The organism is Arcicella sp., assembly GCF_964672035.1.
This window is the reverse complement of the sequence record NZ_CBABQS010000033.1, coordinates 14476-34347: the sequence shown is the minus strand read 5'-3', so window position 1 is coordinate 34347 and position 19872 is coordinate 14476. Positions and strand designations below refer to the sequence as shown.

19 protein-coding genes and 1 tRNA gene are annotated in these 19872 nt (G+C 36.0%); 8 read left to right on the top strand and 12 right to left on the bottom strand.

Going from position 1 to position 19872, the window contains the following annotated elements:
* Positions 1 to 209: 209 nt before the first annotated feature.
* Complete coding sequence (locus AC1W31_RS10945) at positions 210 to 1115, top strand: DUF72 domain-containing protein (RefSeq protein ID WP_481734483.1); 906 nt, start codon at positions 210 to 212, stop codon at positions 1113 to 1115.
* A gap of 78 nt (positions 1116 to 1193) precedes the next feature.
* On the opposite strand, the gene AC1W31_RS10940 is transcribed toward AC1W31_RS10945, so the two are convergent.
* A complete protein-coding gene (locus tag AC1W31_RS10940) occupies positions 1194 to 1586 on the bottom strand; it encodes a TraR/DksA family transcriptional regulator (protein WP_481734482.1) in 393 nt (130 codons plus the stop codon).
* A 408-nt stretch (positions 1587 to 1994) separates the two neighbouring features.
* On the opposite strand from AC1W31_RS10940, the gene AC1W31_RS10935 reads away from it, so the two are divergent.
* Positions 1995 to 3269 (top strand): Glu/Leu/Phe/Val family dehydrogenase, encoded by a 1275-nt coding sequence (locus tag AC1W31_RS10935; RefSeq protein WP_481734481.1) that lies wholly within the window; start codon positions 1995 to 1997, stop codon positions 3267 to 3269.
* Positions 3270 to 3318: 49 nt separating this feature from the next.
* Here AC1W31_RS10935 and AC1W31_RS10930 read toward each other — a convergent pair whose 3' ends face one another.
* From AC1W31_RS10930 to AC1W31_RS10915, 4 genes are all read right to left on the bottom strand, one after another.
* Entirely contained in the window at positions 3319 to 4083 is a 765-nt protein-coding gene (locus tag AC1W31_RS10930) for a phosphoglycerol geranylgeranyltransferase (protein WP_481734480.1), read from the bottom strand.
* Complete coding sequence (locus tag AC1W31_RS10925; protein WP_481734479.1) at positions 4061 to 4462, bottom strand: hypothetical protein; 402 nt, start codon at positions 4460 to 4462, stop codon at positions 4061 to 4063. The genes AC1W31_RS10930 and AC1W31_RS10925 overlap by 23 nt, the downstream gene beginning before the upstream one ends.
* Before the next feature lie 241 nt (positions 4463 to 4703).
* Positions 4704 to 5033, bottom strand: coding sequence for a phage holin family protein (locus AC1W31_RS10920; RefSeq protein ID WP_481734478.1), 330 nt, complete (start codon positions 5031 to 5033; stop codon positions 4704 to 4706).
* 92 nt (positions 5034 to 5125) lie between these two features.
* Complete coding sequence (locus tag AC1W31_RS10915) at positions 5126 to 6436, bottom strand: Nramp family divalent metal transporter (protein ID WP_481734476.1); 1311 nt, start codon at positions 6434 to 6436, stop codon at positions 5126 to 5128.
* A 236-nt stretch (positions 6437 to 6672) separates the two neighbouring features.
* Here AC1W31_RS10915 and AC1W31_RS10910 point away from each other — a divergent pair, with 236 nt between their 5' ends.
* Positions 6673 to 7332 carry a metal-dependent transcriptional regulator gene (locus AC1W31_RS10910; RefSeq protein WP_481734475.1) on the top strand — a complete coding sequence of 220 codons (660 nt, stop codon included), beginning with the start codon at positions 6673 to 6675 and terminating at the stop codon, positions 7330 to 7332.
* Positions 7333 to 7630: 298 nt separating this feature from the next.
* Here the strand turns inward: AC1W31_RS10910 and eutC are convergent, their stop codons facing one another.
* Positions 7631 to 8380 carry an ethanolamine ammonia-lyase subunit EutC gene (eutC, locus tag AC1W31_RS10905; protein WP_481734474.1) on the bottom strand — a complete coding sequence of 250 codons (750 nt, stop codon included), beginning with the start codon at positions 8378 to 8380 and terminating at the stop codon, positions 7631 to 7633.
* Between the two features lie 245 nt (positions 8381 to 8625).
* On the opposite strand from eutC, the gene AC1W31_RS10900 reads away from it, so the two are divergent.
* Positions 8626 to 10164, top strand: a complete 1539-nt coding sequence (locus AC1W31_RS10900) for a YifB family Mg chelatase-like AAA ATPase (protein WP_481734473.1) — start codon at positions 8626 to 8628, stop codon at positions 10162 to 10164.
* An 80-nt stretch (positions 10165 to 10244) separates the two neighbouring features.
* Here the strand turns inward: AC1W31_RS10900 and AC1W31_RS10895 are convergent, their stop codons facing one another.
* Complete coding sequence (locus AC1W31_RS10895) at positions 10245 to 10919, bottom strand: outer membrane beta-barrel protein (protein ID WP_481734472.1); 675 nt, start codon at positions 10917 to 10919, stop codon at positions 10245 to 10247.
* A 108-nt stretch (positions 10920 to 11027) separates the two neighbouring features.
* On the bottom strand, positions 11028 to 11534 hold the full coding sequence (locus AC1W31_RS10890; protein ID WP_481734471.1) for a hypothetical protein: 507 nt from the start codon (positions 11532 to 11534) through the stop codon (positions 11028 to 11030).
* A gap of 214 nt (positions 11535 to 11748) precedes the next feature.
* Between AC1W31_RS10890 and AC1W31_RS10885 the strand changes: the two genes are divergently transcribed.
* The 3 genes from AC1W31_RS10885 to AC1W31_RS10875 all read left to right on the top strand — a co-directional run bounded on the left by AC1W31_RS10885 (position 11749) and on the right by AC1W31_RS10875 (position 13327).
* On the top strand, positions 11749 to 12468 hold the full coding sequence (locus AC1W31_RS10885; RefSeq protein WP_481734470.1) for an RluA family pseudouridine synthase: 720 nt from the start codon (positions 11749 to 11751) through the stop codon (positions 12466 to 12468).
* A 15-nt stretch (positions 12469 to 12483) separates the two neighbouring features.
* Positions 12484 to 12555, top strand: a tRNA-Arg gene (locus tag AC1W31_RS10880).
* A 73-nt stretch (positions 12556 to 12628) separates the two neighbouring features.
* Positions 12629 to 13327, top strand: a complete 699-nt coding sequence (locus tag AC1W31_RS10875; protein ID WP_481734469.1) for a DNA alkylation repair protein — start codon at positions 12629 to 12631, stop codon at positions 13325 to 13327.
* 84 nt (positions 13328 to 13411) lie between these two features.
* Here the strand turns inward: AC1W31_RS10875 and AC1W31_RS10870 are convergent, their stop codons facing one another.
* The 4 genes from AC1W31_RS10870 to nirB form a co-directional block, all read right to left on the bottom strand.
* Positions 13412 to 14053 carry a response regulator gene (locus AC1W31_RS10870; protein WP_481734468.1) on the bottom strand — a complete coding sequence of 214 codons (642 nt, stop codon included), beginning with the start codon at positions 14051 to 14053 and terminating at the stop codon, positions 13412 to 13414.
* Positions 14054 to 14211: 158 nt separating this feature from the next.
* Positions 14212 to 15630: an ATP-binding protein gene (locus tag AC1W31_RS10865; protein ID WP_481734467.1), complete on the bottom strand. Its 1419-nt coding sequence runs from the start codon at positions 15628 to 15630 to the stop codon at positions 14212 to 14214.
* Between the two features lie 11 nt (positions 15631 to 15641).
* Positions 15642 to 15995: a nitrite reductase small subunit NirD gene (gene nirD, locus AC1W31_RS10860; protein WP_481734466.1), complete on the bottom strand. Its 354-nt coding sequence runs from the start codon at positions 15993 to 15995 to the stop codon at positions 15642 to 15644.
* Between the two features lie 92 nt (positions 15996 to 16087).
* Positions 16088 to 18592, bottom strand: coding sequence for a nitrite reductase large subunit NirB (nirB, locus tag AC1W31_RS10855; protein ID WP_481734465.1), 2505 nt, complete (start codon positions 18590 to 18592; stop codon positions 16088 to 16090).
* A gap of 404 nt (positions 18593 to 18996) precedes the next feature.
* On the opposite strand from nirB, the gene cobA reads away from it, so the two are divergent.
* On the top strand, positions 18997 to 19767 hold the full coding sequence (gene cobA, locus AC1W31_RS10850) for a uroporphyrinogen-III C-methyltransferase (RefSeq protein ID WP_481734464.1): 771 nt from the start codon (positions 18997 to 18999) through the stop codon (positions 19765 to 19767).
* Positions 19768 to 19872 lie beyond the last annotated feature (105 nt).

The window sequence follows — 19872 nt, the reverse complement described above, 5'->3', positions numbered from 1 at the left end:
TGATTGTTAGGGATTGGTTCTGAAAAGAACCAATCTTTTTTTTTGTTATTTTTGGAAGAAAATAATATTGAATTACAGAAGAAGTTGGGGAATAATTTCATCTGGATGGTTTTATTAATTTTGATATTTACTGGCACATGTTTTTACTGAATTAGGATATTATATTTATACTTCAAATGAACTCATTAATATTAAACACATTTTAAAGTATGGACTTCGGAAAAATCTCTAAACAAGAACTTGAAAAAACTGATTTAAGCCTTATACCAGATAATAATTTCAATGCGAAGGTTTTAAAAAATACTTCAAAAGCACCGCTCATTAAAGTGGGTTGTCCCGTTTGGTCGGTGAAAGAATGGAATGGAAAAATCTATCCCAATAATGCCAAAACGCACGATTTATTGAAATTATATTCCCAACAATTCGATACGATTGAGCTCAACGTAACGCATTACCAAATTCCGAGTGATGAAACCATTGAACGTTGGCTGGAAGAATCGGCGGATGATTTTACTTTTTGTACGAAATTTCCCCAAGTAATTTCGCATGATAAACTGCTATTAAATACCGAAGATTTGACGGATGAATTTTGTCGGCAGATTTTGAAATTAGGAGATAAATTGGGATTACCTTTCCTACAATTAGCGCCCTACTTTACCCCAAAGCAATTACCAATTCTCGAAAAATATCTAAAAAGGTTGCCTGATAAATTGAAAATTTCGGTAGAATTTCGTCATGAAGATTGGTTTAAAAACGAAAATACTTGGCAAGAAACCTTAGCGATGTTACACGAAATGGGACACGCCACCGTCATCACGGATGTAGCGGGCAGGCGAGATGTGGTGCATCAAAGTCTATCCGTTCCAAAAGCCTTTATTCGATGGATTGGCAATGAGCATCCTTCAGATTATCAGCGCATTGATGAATGGGTACAAAGAATAAAAGGTTGGTTGGAAGAAGGGTTACAAGAACTTTGGCTATTTGTACACATCAACGAAAACATAAATTCGCCCGAAATGGCCACTTATTGGATTCAACAACTAAATGACCAATGTGAACTAAAAATCGAAACGCCTAAGTTTCAACCGAAGGTGGAGCAAATGAGTTTGTTTTAATAAAATTAGACGCTTATTACATAAAAAGGACGGCATCGATTTGAGCGATACCGTCCTTAAAATAGTTAGATTAAACAATTATTTCTGCTTCATCAGTTTAGCTTCAATAGTCTGTTGTGTATGAGGAACAGCTCTCAGGCGTTCTTTCGGAATCAATTTTCCAGTATCAACACAAATGCCATAGGTGCCATTTTTGATACGAATCAAAGCATTTTCTAATTGCAATGAGAATTTTTGCAAACGTGCTGCTAATTGACTCATACTTTCTTTCTCCGTACTGTCTGCTCCATCTTCCATCAACTTTGAACTTCCGCCTGTTACGTCAGTACCTGGGTCATTACGTTTGTGAAGGGCCTCACGAATGTAGTTCAATTCTCCACGAACGTCTTCTAATTTGTTAGTGATCAACTCCTCAAATTCTTTAAGGTCTTCACTCGAATATCTGGTTTTTTGTTCTACTAATGTCTCCATCTTTCTTGAATAGGGTTGTTTATGGGTTCACTGATAAGGATTTTGGCGGTATTTTTATACAAAATAACTTTGAAAAAGTAATTCTGTGCGTAAAAAGTTTACAAAGATAAATTCATTTTAATAAAATATCAATATTTCAAGAATTAATTAAATTTATTTTAAATTTTTTGATTTTTTAATTTTAGTCTTTTACCAATGATTATTTGGTACAATTGCTACTTTACGATAAAGATAAAAAGGAAAATATAAAATGACCTCAACTTTATGCTTTTCAACTGAAAATCAAGTATTTATACTTAGAAACCAAAGGCTTGACTTATAAGTTTTAAACTTAGTATTTTTGCAAAACCATCAACAATAATTGTTCGTTTTAGGTTAGTGGCTAAACCAATAATTCATTTTTAAACTATGACATACATAGAACCTGCTCCGATTAAGGACAAGGAAAATCCATTAGAATCCATGATGCAACGCTTTGATAAAGCGGTTGAATTATTGGGCATTTCAGACGAAATGTATTATATATTGAAAGTTCCAGCACGTCAAGTGACGGTTGGACTTCCCATCACGATGGACAACGGCTCTATCAAAGTTTTTGAGGGACACAGAGTTTTGCATTCCAATATCTTAGGGCCTGGAAAAGGCGGAATTCGATTCGACCCAGCTGTTAACTTGGATGAAGTTCGTGCATTGGCGGCTTGGATGACTTGGAAATGTGCCGTTGTCGATATTCCTTATGGTGGTGCAAAAGGCGGAATTGCCTGTAATCCACGGGAAATGTCGGCGGGAGAAATGGAACGTTTGATGCGAGCCTATACGGTTTCGATGTTAGACGTTTTTGGCCCTGATAAAGATATTCCAGCACCCGATATGGGAACGGGCCCTCGTGAAATGGCGTGGCTTATGGACGAATATTCAAAGGCAAAAGGAATGACGGTAAATGCAGTAGTAACGGGTAAACCTTTGGTATTAGGCGGTTCATTAGGACGTACCGAGGCAACAGGAAGAGGCGTAATGACTTCAGCTTTGGCAGGGATGGATAAACTAAAAATTAATCCTTATAAAGCAACCGCTGCTGTCCAAGGATTTGGCAATGTAGGTTCACACGCTGCGGCACTTCTGCACGAGCGTGGCGTAATGATAAAAGCCATTTCTGATATCTCAGGAGCTTATTATAATGAAAAAGGAATTGATATGGAAGGAGCAATGAAGTTTAGAGAAATCAATAATGGCACCCTCAAGAACTTTCTTGGAGCAGAGAAAATTACTAATGAAGAATTGTTAATGCTTGAGGTGGATGTATTGGTTCCAGCGGCAAAAGAGGATGTGATTAACAATGAGAATGCACCGTATATTCAAGCAAAAATGATTGTAGAAGGGGCAAATGGACCAACTTCCGCCTCCGCCGATGATATAATTAACGATAAAGGAATTTTGGTTGTACCTGATATCTTAGCAAATGCAGGAGGTGTAACGGTTTCTTACTTCGAGTGGATACAAAATAGAATTGGTTATAAATGGACTTTGGACAGAGTTAATCGTCGTTCGGATAGAATTATGAAAGATGCTTTTGACAAAGTGTTTTTAACTTCTCAGCAATACAAAGTTCCGATGAGAATTGCTGCCTATATGGTGGCAATTCAGAAAGTTGCAGATACGTATAAATTTAGAGGGGGGTATTAAAAATAGAGTTTAGAATACAGGTGATAGCGTAAATTCTATCATCTGTATTCTAAGCTCTGCTCTCTAATGACTGATAACTATTAACTGTAATCGCAATTTCCCTCAATAAATCAACATTTTCCTCAATTCCATTCCCCACCACAATTACGTCTGCACCTGCGGAAAGGGCATTTTTTGCTTTTTTTATTGAATTAATTCCTCCTCCCACGATGATTGGCGTATCAACTGATTGTCTAACCGCAGCAATCATCTCGGGCGATACTGGATTCATTGCTCCCGAACCTGCATCCAAATACGTTAATTTCAAACCTAACATTTCCCCTGCCATTGCCGTACAAGCCGCTATGCCAGGTTTATCGTGTGGAATGGGCGTTGTGTTGGAAATATAAGAAACCGTAGTTTGTCGTCCACTATCAATCAACATATAGCCAGTTGGCAGAATTTGTAAACTACTTTTCCGTAAAACAGGAGCTGAAATTACGTGTTGACCAATTAAAAATTCTGGATTTCTTCCTGAGATTAGAGATAATAACAAAATTGCATCTGCCTGATTATCAATATGTAAACTATTTCCTGGAAATAAAATTATGGGAATATTGGTATATGCTTTGATTCTCGTAATTACTTCACTCATTACATAATTGGTAATGAGACTTCCGCCCACGAAAATATAATCGGCATTATATTCAACGCAGAGATTTAATAAATTTGAAAAGTTGTCAAGATTTACCTTATCGGGGTCAATCAAAACAGCAAAAGACTTCTGACCTTTTTCTTTCCGCTCGTATAGTTTACTCAGTAGTTTTTGGGTCATTACTTTCTTTTAAAATCGCCATTGCTTCCATGATTTTGTCTTTGGCAAGCGCCATCAAAAATGCAACAATATATCCCTTAATTGAGGATACTAACCATGATTCAGTTCCTTTTTCTCTTGTCACAACAACGGGTAAATTCGAGTTTTCAACTGCTTTTATTTTCTTCTTTTTGGGTTCAGAATCAGAAGTAAATAAGCTGAAAATTACATACACACTCGCTAATGCCGTTCCCACAATGAGGGCGGTTGTCCCGATGCGAGAGGCTTCAGATTTGAGATCATTTACTTGACCATCAATCGTTTTTTTATAGGCTTGTGCCTCTTTGTGTAATTCAGTTTTACGTTCAGAGGTCTTTTTTGGGCTTACTGTTGGAAACATAAATTCTTTGTTTTTAATCGTTTTACAACCTAAAAACAGTTCAAAAGTACAAAAAATTGCCTTTTTAGTGGAAAAAATTACAGAATAGTTATTTGTTATTTTGACTTAGACTATCAGTGTAGCTTTCTTTACTAAAAAAGACCTCCTATCCACTACTAATTCTTAACATTTTCACTTACGCTAAAAGTTACCTTTTCGGTCTGATTGTTCAGTATGAAGGAAGATATATTTTATAAACAATTTATACGTTTTCCGATTCTTCGTCAATTTTCGGTTGTTCTAAAATTGGTTTTATTTTCACACAAACTACTACTCCAACTATACCTAAAAGAACCGTAACAATCAGGAAACCAAGGTATTGGCTTTCTAAAATCTTGTTAAGAAATAATGCTAAAGTAATCAACAAAAAGATTAAAAACACCATAGCCGTAATTGCTAAAACAGCAATGAGAGCTACTTTTTTAACGGTATCTTCAATCTTTTCTTGAACTTCAACCTTGGCAATTTCGATATTTGTTTGGACGTATTTACAGAGGTTATCAACAAGTCCGTTGGGGTCTAATATTTTCATGTTTAATTGTTAAAATATTTCAAATGTTCAATGTTCAAGTAAAATTAGCTGTCTTATAAAATTGAGTATTGAAAATTTCTCAATAAAATTAACTAAAAAAACGTATTCCAAAGCAAATAAATATTTAACCCAATAATAATAATGGCAACTATCCACGAAAATATTTTCAGCATTTTAGAATTGACAAACTTGCCCATTTTCAATTTATCGCTCGTAAAAATCACCAAAGGAACAACGGCAAAACTTAATTGAAATGATAGGATAACTTGACTCAAAACAAGCAGTTCTCCCGTCCCTTTTTCACCGTAGATAATCGTTACAATGAGGGCTGGAATAATTGCGACCAATCTGGTAATCAACCTTCTAATCCAAGGTTTTAGTCTAATATTCAAAAAGCCTTCCATCACAATTTGTCCCGCTAACGTACCGGTAAGCGTGGAATTTTGACCTGCCGCTAATAAGGCAACAGCAAAGAAAATCCCTGCGAATTTTACGCCTAAAACGGGGTCTAATAAAAGGTAAGCATCGTTAATATCTGCCACATTTTGATTGCCCGAATTATGAAAACTTGCAGCGGCCAAAATTAAAATCGCAGCATTAATAAAAAAGGCAATAAATAATGACAACGTAGAATCAATGGTAGCAAAAAAGATGGCAGAACGCTTACCAACATCATTTTTTTCAAAGTTTCGAGTTTGTACGATGCTGGAATGAAGATACAAATTATGGGGCATAACTGTTGCTCCCAAAATACCAATGGCTACATACAACATGGCTGGATTCGTAACGATTTCTGGCCTGGGCAAAATGTTGCTAAATATTTGATAAACAGATGGTTGTGAAACAATTATTTCGTAACTGAAGCAACAAAATATCATAAATATTAATGCTGCCACAATGCTCTCTAAAACCCTAAAACCTTTTCCTTGAAAATATAATAAAACCAACACATCAAGTACCGTAAAGATTACGCCAACCGTCAAGGGAATACCAAATAAAAGATTCAACGCAATAGCTGAACCGATAACTTCCGCTAAATCACAGGCTGCAATCGCAATTTCGCACAATATCCATAAAGCGAAGGAAACGGGTTTTGAATAAGAACTTTTACAGGCTTGGGCCAAATCTTGCCCCGTGGCAATCCCTAATTTCAAGGCTAAATGTTGCAGCAACATCGCAAATAGATTGGATATTAAAACAACTGAAATAAGTGTATAACCAAATTGTGCTCCTCCTGCAATATCAGTTGCCCAATTTCCTGGATCCATGTACCCCACAGCAATCATTAATCCTGGCCCCGTAAATGCCCACAATTTCCTCCAAAATGAACCATTTTTAGGAACATGAATTGATCCGTAAACTTCTGGTAATGAATTATTTGTTTCGTTTTCTTGATTAAACATAATCACATTTAAGATTGGCGACAAAGTGTATAACACAAATGTATATTTTAATAATGATAATCCAAAATATTTTTTTAGGTTAGCCTAAAATTTATACTTGTCATACAAAAATAATATCTTTGTATGTTGAGTTATTGGTTATTAGTTATTGGTTATTAGTTATTGGTGCAAAGTATTACCACTAATTAATAACCAATAACCAATAACTAATCACTACAACCAAATCTCCCAGCAAAATGATTTCATTTACCGAAGAAAACTATCTCAAAATTATCTATAAATTATCTGCCGAAACAGAGAACGAAATCAGTACGAATGCCGTAGCTGAATTAACGCAAACAAAAGCAGCTTCTGTAACTGATATGTTACGGAAATTATCTGAAAAACAATTAGTTAGCTATCAAAAATATCAAGGAGTTCGACTGACTAAAAAGGGAGAAAACTTGGCTTTACAAGTCATCAGAAAACACCGACTATGGGAAGTTTTTTTAGTAAATAAATTGGGTTTCAATTGGGATGAAGTTCATGAAATAGCGGAAGAATTAGAACATATTAATTCGGATGAATTAGTACAACGTTTAGACGAGTTTTTAGGATTCCCTCAGTGTGATCCACACGGTGACCCTATTCCCGATAGCAATGGACGGATGCCTGAATTAGGCTACAAAAATCTTTCGGATATTGGGGAAAATCAAACCGTCATTATGATGGGGGTATCGCAACATTCAACTAATTTTTTGCAATATTTAGCCAAGATAGGATTAAGTTTAGGAGTGAGTATAAACGTAATAGAAGTTAATGATTTCGATAAATCTTTAACTATAAAAATTGGAGGAAACGCCCGTTCTTTTATCAGTTATGAAGTGGCGAAAAGCTTATTAGTAAAAGTATTTTAGCTCGTAAATGTTAGCATAAAAAAAACCTAACAAAGCCGCCACTTTGTTAGGTCAAAAAAATTTGCATTACTTAAAACGCTTTACAAAAATATAAAAAATAGTGACTAAAACAAGGCTTTTTGCGGTAAATGTCATATATAGACGTTATAAATTACATGAATAAAGAAATTTAAATAAATAGTTTGATAAAATAATGATGGATTATATTAATAAACGCAAACTTCAATTATACTTTCTTCATAATCCCTTCTGATTTAATAGGTTATCAAGCTCATTAAACAAAATATTACGTTCTCATTCAAGGCAATAATACGTCTTTATCATACTCATCTTTTAGATTAACACCACTCAATTTTTTGGATTTCATTTCGGTTAAAATGTATAAAATCTTATCCGTTGCCATTTGAAAATCCATTCCTTGTGGTCGAATATTTGATACACAATTTCGACTTTCATCGGTCATACCTACGGATGGGCGAAAAGTTATGTATGCGCCCATGCTATCGGGTGAAGTCAATCCTGGGCGTTCGCCAATCAAAATTACCACAATTTCTGATTTTAAAAGAAACCCAATTTCATCGCCAATGGCTACTCTTCCTTGTTCCACAAGACAAATTGGCCCTATTTTCCAGTTAATTTTTTGAAGTCTTGGCAAAAGGTTTTCTAAAACTGGCAACGCATGTTGATTTATCGCTTGCGCAGAAAGTCCATCGGCAATGATAAAACAAATATCTGATTCTGACCAATTCCCTTCCATTAATTCCTCTCTTGACTTTTGACTTAACGTTCTACCTAAATCTGGTCTTTGCAAATATTGAGGGCGATTTTTGATTTCACTTTTCAGGAGAAGTACCTGTGAATCAAACAATTCAATAAAATTTTGCGTGATTTTTTGAATCGCTAATTCTGAATAAACAGCATCACGGGCTTGGGCATGGTCAGACTGAAACTTTAGCAATTCGCTGGTTGGGATGCTATGTCCAGCTCGTCCACGGGCTATGCGTGCGGGCGTATAAGTTTGAAGGAATTGCCAAGCGTCAGGTTGCATAAATTTGAGTTTTTGTTTCGGTAAACCTTATTTGTCCATGATTTTGAAGATGCAACTTTACCTTAGTCAAAATCAATTATAAAAATTTGTTGAACTAAATTACGGTTAATTTTCATGAATTAAATCTATTTTATTGGAAAACTGATTCAAAAGATACGTAATCTTTCAAGTAATTGAAATTGGTTGAATTGAGGGAAAATTCTTTGTATATTTGAACAAAATTCAACACTTTAACTACTATAATTATGCTTGCCAAAACCTTCGGAAGTGCCTTACATGGCGTTGATGCTACTATTATCACCGTTGAAGTTAGCGAAGGACAAGGACAACATTTCTACATCGTGGGCTTGCCAGATGGTGCTGTCAAAGAATCTGAACAAAGGGTAGAATCTGCCATTAAACAGGTAGGATATTTCTTTCCCAGAACAAAAGTTGTGGTTAATCTTGCCCCTGCGGATATTCGTAAGGAAGGTTCGGCGTATGATTTACCCATTGCTTTGGGCGTGATTCATGCTTCATCGCAAGCAGATTTAAAAGAACTTGAAAACTACGTAATCATGGGCGAATTAGCGCTCGATGGTTCATTACGCCCTATCAAAGGAGTTTTACCCATTGCGATTGAAGCCCGTAAAAAAGGATTTAAAGGGTTTATTTTACCTACTGAAAATGCGTTAGAAGCCTCTATCGTAAATAATTTAGAGGTTATTGGGGTTAAAAACCTAAAGGAAGCGGTTAATTTTTTGAGGGGTATTTTGAAAATTGAACCTTTGATTACCGATACACGAGATATATTTTCTAATTCTCAAAATGACTATGACGCTGATTTTTCGCACGTTCAGGGTCAGGAAAATATTAAAAGAGCCTTAGAAATTGCCGCTGCGGGTAGCCACAATGCGATTATGATTGGACCTCCGGGGGCGGGAAAAACCATGTTAGCAAAACGAATTCCTTCAATTTTACCTCCGCTAACTCTTCATGAAGCCTTAGAAACAACTAAAATTCACTCAGTGGCTGGTAAGTTAGGAGCAAAAGCTACCTTGGTTTCAACTCGTCCCTACCGTTCACCCCATCATACTATTTCGGATGCCGCTTTAGTAGGCGGTGGCAGTAATCCACAACCTGGCGAAATTTCGTTGGCACACAATGGCGTTTTGTTTTTGGATGAATTACCCGAATTTAAACGTTCAGCTCTGGAAGTGATGCGTCAGCCTTTGGAAGACAGAAAAGTTTCTATTTCCAGAGCGAGGTCGGCCGTTGAATTTCCATCAAGTTTTATGTTGATTGCGAGCATGAATCCTTGTCCGTGTGGTTATTATAATCATCCAGAAAAAGATTGTGTTTGCGGGCCTGGGGTAGTTCAAAAATATTTGAATAAAATATCGGGACCACTTTTGGATAGAATTGATTTACACGTGGAGGTTACGCCCGTAAAGTTTGAACAATTATCATCCAATAGAAAATCAGAATCATCGGAACAAATACGAGCACGAGTCATAAAAGCCCGTGAAGCTCAAACTGTAAGGTTCAAAAATCATCCTGAAATATATTCAAATGCCATGATGCCTTCACAGATGGTAAAAGAAGTTTGTGTATTGACTGAAGCAGGGATTGCCCTTTTGAAACGTGCCATGGAAAGATTACAATTATCCGCCCGTGCTTACGACAGAATCTTAAAGGTTGCTCGAACTATTGCTGATTTAGCAGGTACTGAAGATATTAGGACTGAACATTTGGCAGAAGCAATTCAATACAGAAGTCTGGACCGAGAAAATTGGGCGGGATGATTTTAATGAAACGATATAAAAAATGCCGATTTGGAGTTAATAGCTCTTCATCGGCATTTTTATTTTCACTAAAAATTGATTCAGAACATTTCATCAAATAAGAAAATCAGGTAAATTCCAACGGATTTATTGTAAATGGCAAATGAGTTTTTATCCACAATATTGTTGAGACCCAAACTATATGAAACTCCAAACTGAGCGAATTTCTCGTATTGGAATCCAAAACCTACATTAAAACCATAATCCATTCTATTTAAACCATCTCCAAATCTTTTATTTATCGTTGAAAATGTGCTATCGGAATGTATGCCAATTATACGAGGCAAAACGCCTGAAATTACACTTTTTCCCGTTAACCCAAGTCCCAAATATGGCCCTCCCCAAACAATAAATCGTGTTTGAAAACACTGATAACCGCCAAAAGTGTAACTAAAATTTGGGCAAAAATCAAGGTAGTGTAATTCCAAAGAATTCTCAAAATATGTAGAATCAGTGAAATTATATTTTGATTTAAAACCCTTAGGATTGTAATGAATTTCGGGCTGAAAACGAATGTTTTTCGATAGATTATAATTAATCCCAAACCCAAAATCAATGGCTGGTTTTAGATAAAAATTGCCTTTTGCAAACGGATTATCCGTACCAACACTTAGGGATTTAACGCCAAATTTGAAAAAATAATGGTCTTTTTTTGATTGAGCTTTAATAGTAAAATTAATTAGTAGTAAGCAAAATACATAGGCAGTTTTTTGCATAAAAGGATAAGTTTAGGATTAGCAATGTTGTAATATATAGTAAAAACCCTACTTTACCAAAACCCTTTATATTTTTATAACTAATTATTTATCAAGCGGTTAATTATTTTAGAACATCCTTTTCCAACCAAATCTAATCAACAACAATAGTGCTATAAAACCAATAGCGATATAATGAAATGGCACGTAAGTAATGGCGTAAATACGTAGTCTATCCACGAACCACATAATGCCAATCATGGCAAAAATGAACGTCACAAAGCCCGATAATTTTCCGAAAGCTGGAACGTACTCAAAAGGAATATTTCGCTTGATAATCATGAGTGTTCCAACCATCGTAACAATGGGTAATAATTGCGTAATCAGATTCATATCCCAAATGCTTTGACGCTCAAAAAGGAACAAATATACATTTAAAGTAATCGCAAAAATGCCTGGAATGCTGGCTAAATAGGCCATGGCAGCATAAAAAAATCGAGCGGGTTTTTGCTGCGGAGGAATAGTAGGATTTTGCCAAATACTGATTAAAAAAGTCAGTAAAGGAATGGACAATAAGAACAAAAGTAAGCCATTAGGATTAACGGAAATATGAGTAAAAATGTCTCTTAAAGTCATGGTTATATAATTTTAAATTTCAGCATTGAGAAGTTTGAATCTAAAATTAAGGATTTTTATTAAGGGAATAAAAAAATTATCATATTCCACAAGCCTTTGATTGGCGAGAGGACTTTCCCTTGAAAAAACCTTTTAATCAGTTTCGTTTTATTTTGGTAACTTTGTAAATGAAAATAGGTAATCTAATGATTGCCAAAAATTACGAACACCCTTTATGAGACTGAATTTCAAAGACTTAATTATATTCGAGAACGACGATTATATTCTAATAAATAAACCTCCTCACATCGCTTCTTTGGATGAACGCCAAGCGGATAACTCGATGAGTATCCTACGTTTAGCGAAAGAATATGCCGATGATGCACAACTTTGTCATCGTTTGGATAAAGAAACGTCGGGCGTATTGGCCATTGCAAAAAATCCAGCCGCTTATCGTCATCTTTCAATGCAATTTGAACATCGAAAAGTTGAAAAACGCTATCATGCCGTGGTGAATGGAACGCACGATTTTGAAATGATTTCGGTTTATTTACCCATTGCCCCAAAACGTGACGGAACAATGGTGGCCATTGACCGACAAAAAGGAAAAGAAGCCGACACGATTTTCAATTCGATGAAGGTTTATAGAAATCATACACTTGTGGAATGTATGCCTATTACGGGACGAATGCACCAAATTCGGATACATTTGGTGTGTTTGAAAGCGCCTATCGTCTGCGATACCACTTATGGCGGCGAGATGATTTATCTTTCTGACTTAAAACGAAAGTTTCATCTCAAAAAAGAAACTGAAGAACAGCCAATTATCAAGCGTGTAGCACTTCATGCTCATTCTCTAACATTTAGATTAGTGAATGAAGAAATTATAAAAATTGAAGCGCCCTATCCAAAAGATTTTGAAGTTTTGGTCAAGCAGTTAGATAAGTTTTCGTAATTTTGTAAAAGTAATGGCTTCGTAGTACAATGGATAGGACGTAGGTTTCCGGTACCTGAGATGAAGGTTCGATTCCTTCCGAGGCCACAAATAAATCCTAATTATCTGAATTAAAGATAGTTAGGATTTTCACTTTTCCAACAAATTACTATTTTTGTTTATGAAAACATCCCTCAAACAAGCCCTCCTACAAATCTCAAACCCTGAGCGAGCCATCCAAACCGCTCGATTCTTTAAGACTGGAAAAGGAGAATATGGAGAAGGCGATATTTTTATTGGATTATCAAACCCGCAAGTGCAAGCATTGGTAAAAGAGCATTGGAAATCTACCCAAATTACAGATATTCAAGAACTTATTAATGATAAAATTCATGAATTACGTTTTGCTGGTTTGCTGGTTTTGGTGGCACAATTCCCAAAATCTTCGCCCATTCAACAACAGGAAATTATCGAATTTTACTTGAAGAATATTCACCAAATCAATAATTGGGATTTAGTTGATTGTTCTGCGTATAAACTTCTGGGGAAATTTTTATTAAACAAAGACCGTCAAATTCTTTACCATATAGCTGAATCTGGACACTTATGGTCGGAGCGGGTAGCGGTGGTTTCTTGTTTGGAATTTATTAGAAATGGGCAGTTTTCGGATATTTTTAATCTTTCCGAAAAATTCCTTTCACACAAGCACGACCTTATGCACAAAGCCTGCGGATGGATGTTGCGAGAAGTGGGCAAACGAGATGAACTGGCACTCGAAGAATTTTTGAATGAACATCTTCAAAAAATGCCACGAACCATGCTCCGATACGCCATTGAGCGAATGGAAGAAGGCAAAAGATTGGGGTATTTGAGAAGGTGAAAATTATCAATTAATAGTGAACAGTTTATGGAAATTCAAATGAATCAACACTGTTAATTATTAATTGATAATTGTTCATTAAAATCAGCCAATGGCCATTTTTACTAAATCAGCCGTATTTTTTGCTTTTACTTTCTTCATCATATTGGCCCGATGATTGTCAACGGTACGAATACTCAAAAACAACTTATCTGCCATTTCTCTACTATTAAATCCTTGTACAATCATACCCAAAATTTGCTTTTCTTTGGGCGTAATTTTTTCAAAAATTGGTCGAGTCTCTTCTTGGGTTCCAGTAGCTTTGGCTAATAATTCATTAATAATTACCTCCGAAATTTCGGGAGGGAAGTATTTTCTTCCTTCCGAAACAACTTTAATGGCTTTTAATAATTCATCTTTATTGGTATCTTTTAACAAATAGCCATTTGCTCCATTTTCTACGGAACTAACAATATATTCTTTGTTATGATGCATCGAAAAAATTAAGATTTTCACGTCGGGGTATTCTTTAGAAATTATTTTAGCCGCCTCAATTCCTGTCATTTTAGGCATTGTTAAATCTAAAATAACAACATTGGGCATCAACAATTTCACTTTTTCTATGGCATCTAAGCCATCTGATGCTTCGCCAACAACTTTTATGCCTTCTTCATCTTCCAAAAGCATTTTCATTCCCCTTCTGACAACGTCGTGGTCATCTGCTAATAAAATGGTGATTGTGTTCATAATTAAAAGCTTTAAGCTATAAGCTTTGAGCAATGAGACTACCCGTTACATTGCTTATCATTCACAGCTATTGTTAAAAATTTATAGTTTTATTGATGATTCTATTTAAAATGTGAGCTTTGAGAATTTGAAAGTGAATGCTTATGCTTACCTTACTACTACTTAGGTATTTCAATTTTTATATTCGTTCCTTTTCCAATTTTTGATTGAATTTTAAACGTTCCATTCAGTAGTTCTGCACGAGCTTGCATATTTTTCAAACCACTCCCTCCCAACGTTTTTTTAACTGATTTCAAGTCAAATCCTTCGCCATTATCAGAAATTATTAATATTACAAATCGTTCATCTTCAATTAGTTGTATATTAATTAGCGTAGATTTTGCATATTTTACTGCATTATGAATTGCTTCTTGTGTAATGCGGTAAAGGCTTGTTTCAATGGCTTCGGGTAGTCGATTAACTTTTTCAGCTTGTAGTTTAAAAGTCATGTTCGTCATTTTTGAAACTTGTTCCGTCAAAATTCTAATGGCTGGGACAACCCCAAAATCACTCAAAACCGAAGGAGCAAGACTAAACGAAACCGTTCGAGTAGCTTCAATGGTTTCTTGAATTAGATTTTGCAGTTCATCAAAAGATTTTGCTTGTTTTACATTCGTAAAATCAAAACTTTTTACCTTTTCACTGTGCAATCGCAAACCTGTAAGCATCTGTCCAATACCATCGTGAAGGTCGGCGGCTAATCGTTTTCGCTCTCCTTCCTGACCTTCCATTAATGATGCCGCTCGTATTTTTTCTTCGGCCAATTGAAGTTTATATTTTTCTTCCGTTGCTTGCACCAATGCTTGTTGCGTTTGCAAAAGCGTTTCGTTTGTTTTACGAAGATTGGCTTCAGAATCAGTCAATCTTTTAATAACAAATCGAATATGATTGGCAATCGGGCGAAAGATAAATGCTCCTTCCAATACTAAAATACTAAATAATAAAATGAATAGAAAGAGTTCTATTTTTTTTGTTGTGTCAACACGGTTTCTGGATTCTAAATCGTACTGAAAAACGATTTTATCCATCATTTTCAAAAATGCTCGTTCATTAGTAAGTATTTGATTACGAGCATAATGAAGGACTTCTTGTTGATTTTTAATGGGTTTATTAATGGTGTTATCTAATAGTTTGGCATTGGCTAAAATTACTTGAAAAATTGGGTCAATTTGCCGAAACATACTGTCAATTTTATCGCTGTTTCTGACAGTATAATTTCTTCCATCTGTCTTTAAGTTTTTATTTTTCAAGCCTTTATGACTGGCCTCCCAAAGGGCAATAATTTCTTTGAGGTCTTGGGAATAATATTCCGCATCGGCCTGAAAAACTTGGGGCTGGCACAATAAAACCGCCGTTTTGGAAAGTCTTTGACTTAACATTCTTTGTCGCCCCGCAATGTTCACCACGTGCGAATCATCCAATAGAGAATTCAAAAAAACCTGAATCAACAACTGCCCCACCAAGGAAAGTAACGCCACTGCCAAGAGGGCAATAACATAGAGTCGGGTAAGCCGTTTAAATATTTGATTATCAAGCATATATAATTATTTTATTCTTCCAATCCCACAAAAACCTGTCCGTTTTCTACTTTTATGGGATACGTTTTAATGACGTAATCATCACCACTCAAGCACTCTCCAGACTTCAATGAGAATGTTTTTTTATGAAATGGACAAGCTACTTTTGGTTCAGCCTCAACGCCTGTTGAACCAATCATTCCTCTTGAAAGTGCCATTTGTTGACGATGAGGACAAAGGTTTTGCGTAGCGTACCATTCGCCACGGCGTTCAAAATTATAAATCGCAATTTGTTCGCCTTCAATCAAGGCGCAAGCCCCACCATTGGCAGGAATATCGTCGGTACTGCACGCTAAGTGCCACGTAATTATTTGTTCTAAAACCATTGTATTATTTGTGATTTAGTGAATTTTTATTTGTGATTTAGTGATTTGTGATTTAACCTATCGCAAATACTCACTAACTCACAACTCGAAAATTATTTCCACTCTCCTGCTTTCACCATTTCTCGCATCTGCTCAAATTTCACATTTGGGTCTTTGACTTTTGGAGCATTTACGAAATGTGTAAAACGCTTACGGAGTTCTGGATTTTCTACGACTTCTTTCCACTCGCATTTGTAAGCTTCTACCAATAAATTCATTTCAGCATCCCATTGCTCGCCCATTCCTAAAACGTCATCAATCACTACGGTTTTCAAATAATTTATTCCGCCTTCCATTTTATCTAACCACGGAGCAGTACGAGTTAATGGCTCGGCAGTTTTGATATAAAACATCAAGAAACGGTCGATGTATTTCAAGCAAGTTTCTGAATCAATATCCGTTGCCAATAATTCAGCGTGACGAGGTTTCACGCCTCCGTTTCCGCATACGTACAAGTTCCAACCTTTTTCGGTAGCGATAATACCAAAATCTTTCGATTGCGCCTCCGCACATTCACGAGTACATCCTGAAACGGCCGATTTCAATTTATGCGGTGAACGCAAACCACGATAACGCTCTTCCACTTCAATGGCAAAACTCACCGCATCTTGAACGCCAAATCTGCACCACGTTGAACCTACGCATGATTTTACAGTTCTCAATGATTTTCCGTAAGCATGACCCGACTCAAAACCAGCATTTACTAATTTTTCCCAAATATCAGGTAAATCACCTACGTGAGCGCCGAACAAATCTATCCGTTGTCCACCCGTAATTTTGGTATAAAGATTATATTCTAAAGCAACTTGTCCAATCACAATCAATTTTTCGGGCGTAATTTCTCCGCCTGGAATTCTTGGAACGACTGAATAAGTACCATTTTTTTGAATATTTGCTAAGTAACGGTCATTTGAATCCTGAACGGTGGCATTGCCTTTTTCCAAAATCATTTCATTCCATAAACTCGCAATGATAGAAGCTACGGGAGGTTTACATAACTCGCAACCGTCTCCATGACCAAGATTATTCAATACTTCATCGTAAGTTCTATATTCTTTAATTTTTACTAAATCAAATAATTCTTGACGAGTATAATTAAAGTGTTCGCAAATAACATTTCTCACAAAAACACCCTGCGACTTCATCGTTTCGTTGATAAGGTCTTTCACCATTGGCACACAACCGCCACAACCCGTTCCTGCTTTCGTACATTTTTTGATGCCATCGAAAGTAGTAATCTTATTCTCAACGATTTCATGACAAATTGCGCCTTTTGTAACGGCTTCGCACGAACAAATCAAGGCTTCATCTGGCAATGCCATCACGCCCGAAGCGCTTCCTTCCGCACCTCCACGTGAACCCAACATCAAATCTTCGGGGTCGGCAGGAAGAATGGTTTTGTTTTTAGTGTTTTGCAAAAGCATATTATACTGCTCGGCATCACCCACTAAAACGCCACCTAATAAATACTTACCATCGTTTGAAATATTAATTCTTTTATAAATTCCTTTTGCCGAATTTTCAAACACAATGGTCTGAGCATTAGGCTCTTGAATAAACGCATCGCCAAAACTTGCCACATCCACACCGATTAATTTTAATTTGGTGGACATATCATAAGGTAAAAATTCTTTTTCTCCTCCTAAAATCGCAGTTGCCACAACTTCGGCCATCTCGTAACCAGGGGAAACCAAACCATAAATCATGTGATGAGCCAAAGCACATTCGCCAATCGCATAAATATTTGGGTCGGATGTTTGTAACGCATTATTTACCACAATGCCACCACGAGTTCCCACTTCCAATCCTGCCACTTTCGCTACTTCGTCACGGGGCTTGATACCTGCTGAAATTACCAGCATATCTACATCCAAACGTGAACCATCGGCAAATTGCATAAATTCGATAATACCATCACCCTCAATTTCTTGGGTATTTTTATTCAAGTGAATCTTTAAGCCAAGGGTTTCTAATTTGGCTTGTAATACTCTCGAACCCGCTTCATCAATTTGTCTCGGCATTAATCTCGAAGCAAATTCTACTACGTGAACTTCCTGCAAACCTAAGTCTAATAATGCTTTGGCTGCTTCCAGACCCAAAAGTCCTCCGCCAATCACCGCTCCTTTCGTTGCTTTACGAGCGTGAGCCTGCATCATATCCAAGTCTTCGATGGTTCTGTAAACGAAAACGCCATCTTTTTCAACCCCTGGAATTGGGGGTACAAAAGCGCCCGAACCCGTAGCCATTACTAAATAATCGTAATTTTCAACGATTCCGTGATGTGAGCGAACCGTTTTTGCTTCACGGTCAATGTCCACAATGGGGTCAGATAATATTAAACGAATACCATTTTTAGTATACCATTCGGTGGGTGCCATTGTCAAATCCTCCGCAGTTTTTCCCGCAAAGTATTCTGAAAGATGCACACGGTCGTAGGCAGGACGAATCTCCTCACCAAAAACGATAATTTCACATTGCTTGGAAACGTCCTTATTAACAAGTTTTTCGCAAAACTTATAACCTACCATTCCGTTCCCCACGACGACGATTTTTTTCATGATCTTTAAAAAAATTCAATCCCAAAATTTGGTTTTGATAATGTATAAATTGATTTTTTTTTACTACAATAAACTATAAGGAAACTTACTCATACTCTTGTTGAACTTTATTAAATGATAAATCTAAAAAACTTCAATAATTAAGTATTTATTACTATTTCAAGATATAATTTAACTATTTAACAATTGCACTTAATTAATAACCTGTTTTCAATATATTTCCTTAAATATCTTTATTTATAGTTCAAATTTAAACCTAAAAAATGATAATTTTCAATTATTTTAAAAATATTAGTCAATTTATTAACTAATATTTTTGTTTTTAACATTTTTGTAGCACTTTTGTATCGAAATAAGAACTAAGTATTTCTATTTAGTTAAAATAGAGTAAAAGAACTCATAATATGAATATTCCAAGATTAACTTTAATTGGTGCTGGTCCAGGAGACATTGAACTGATAACCCTAAAAGGAATCAGAGCTATCAAATCTGCGGACGTAATATTATATGATGCCCTTGCTAATCAAGAATTGTTAGAATATGCTCGTCCAGATACGTTAAGAATTTATGTTGGAAAAAGATTAGGTAAATACGTTTACACCCAAGAAGAGATTAATCAAAAAATTGTCTATTTGGCCCATGAATATGGACACGTAGTAAGATTAAAAGGAGGCGATCCATTTGTATTTGGTAGAGGATTTGAAGAAATGGAATACGCTAAGAGTTTTAATATTGAATGTGAAATAGTATCGGGCGTAACTTCCGCCATTGCTGCACCTGCATCCGTGGGAATTCCCGTAACGAGTAGAGGATACGCAGAAAGTTTTTGGGTAATTACAGGAACCACTAAAAAAGGAGAAATTTCAAGAGATATAGAGTTAGCCGCTCAGTCATCCGCTACAGTGGTTATCCTAATGGGAATGAGTAAGTTATCTGAAATTTGTGAAATGTTTGCACAACACGGAAAGTCAGAAATGCCCATGGCAATTATCCAAAATGGCACCCGCAAAAATGTAAAGTCAGTAGTTGGTACGGTTTCAACCATTATAGAAAAGTCAGTTTCAGAAAATATAGCCAACCCAGCGGTTATTGTGATTGGGGAGGTCGTTAGTCTCAGTGAGCAATTCAATGAACAATTAATAATTAACAATTACCAGTTAACAGAGAGTAATTGAAAACATTAATTAGCATATGAAATACTAATAATTGTTAATTATCCATTGTTAATTGTTAGTTAAAATCCCTTCAACATCGGTTGAAAAATGTCTCTCGTGGGGGCG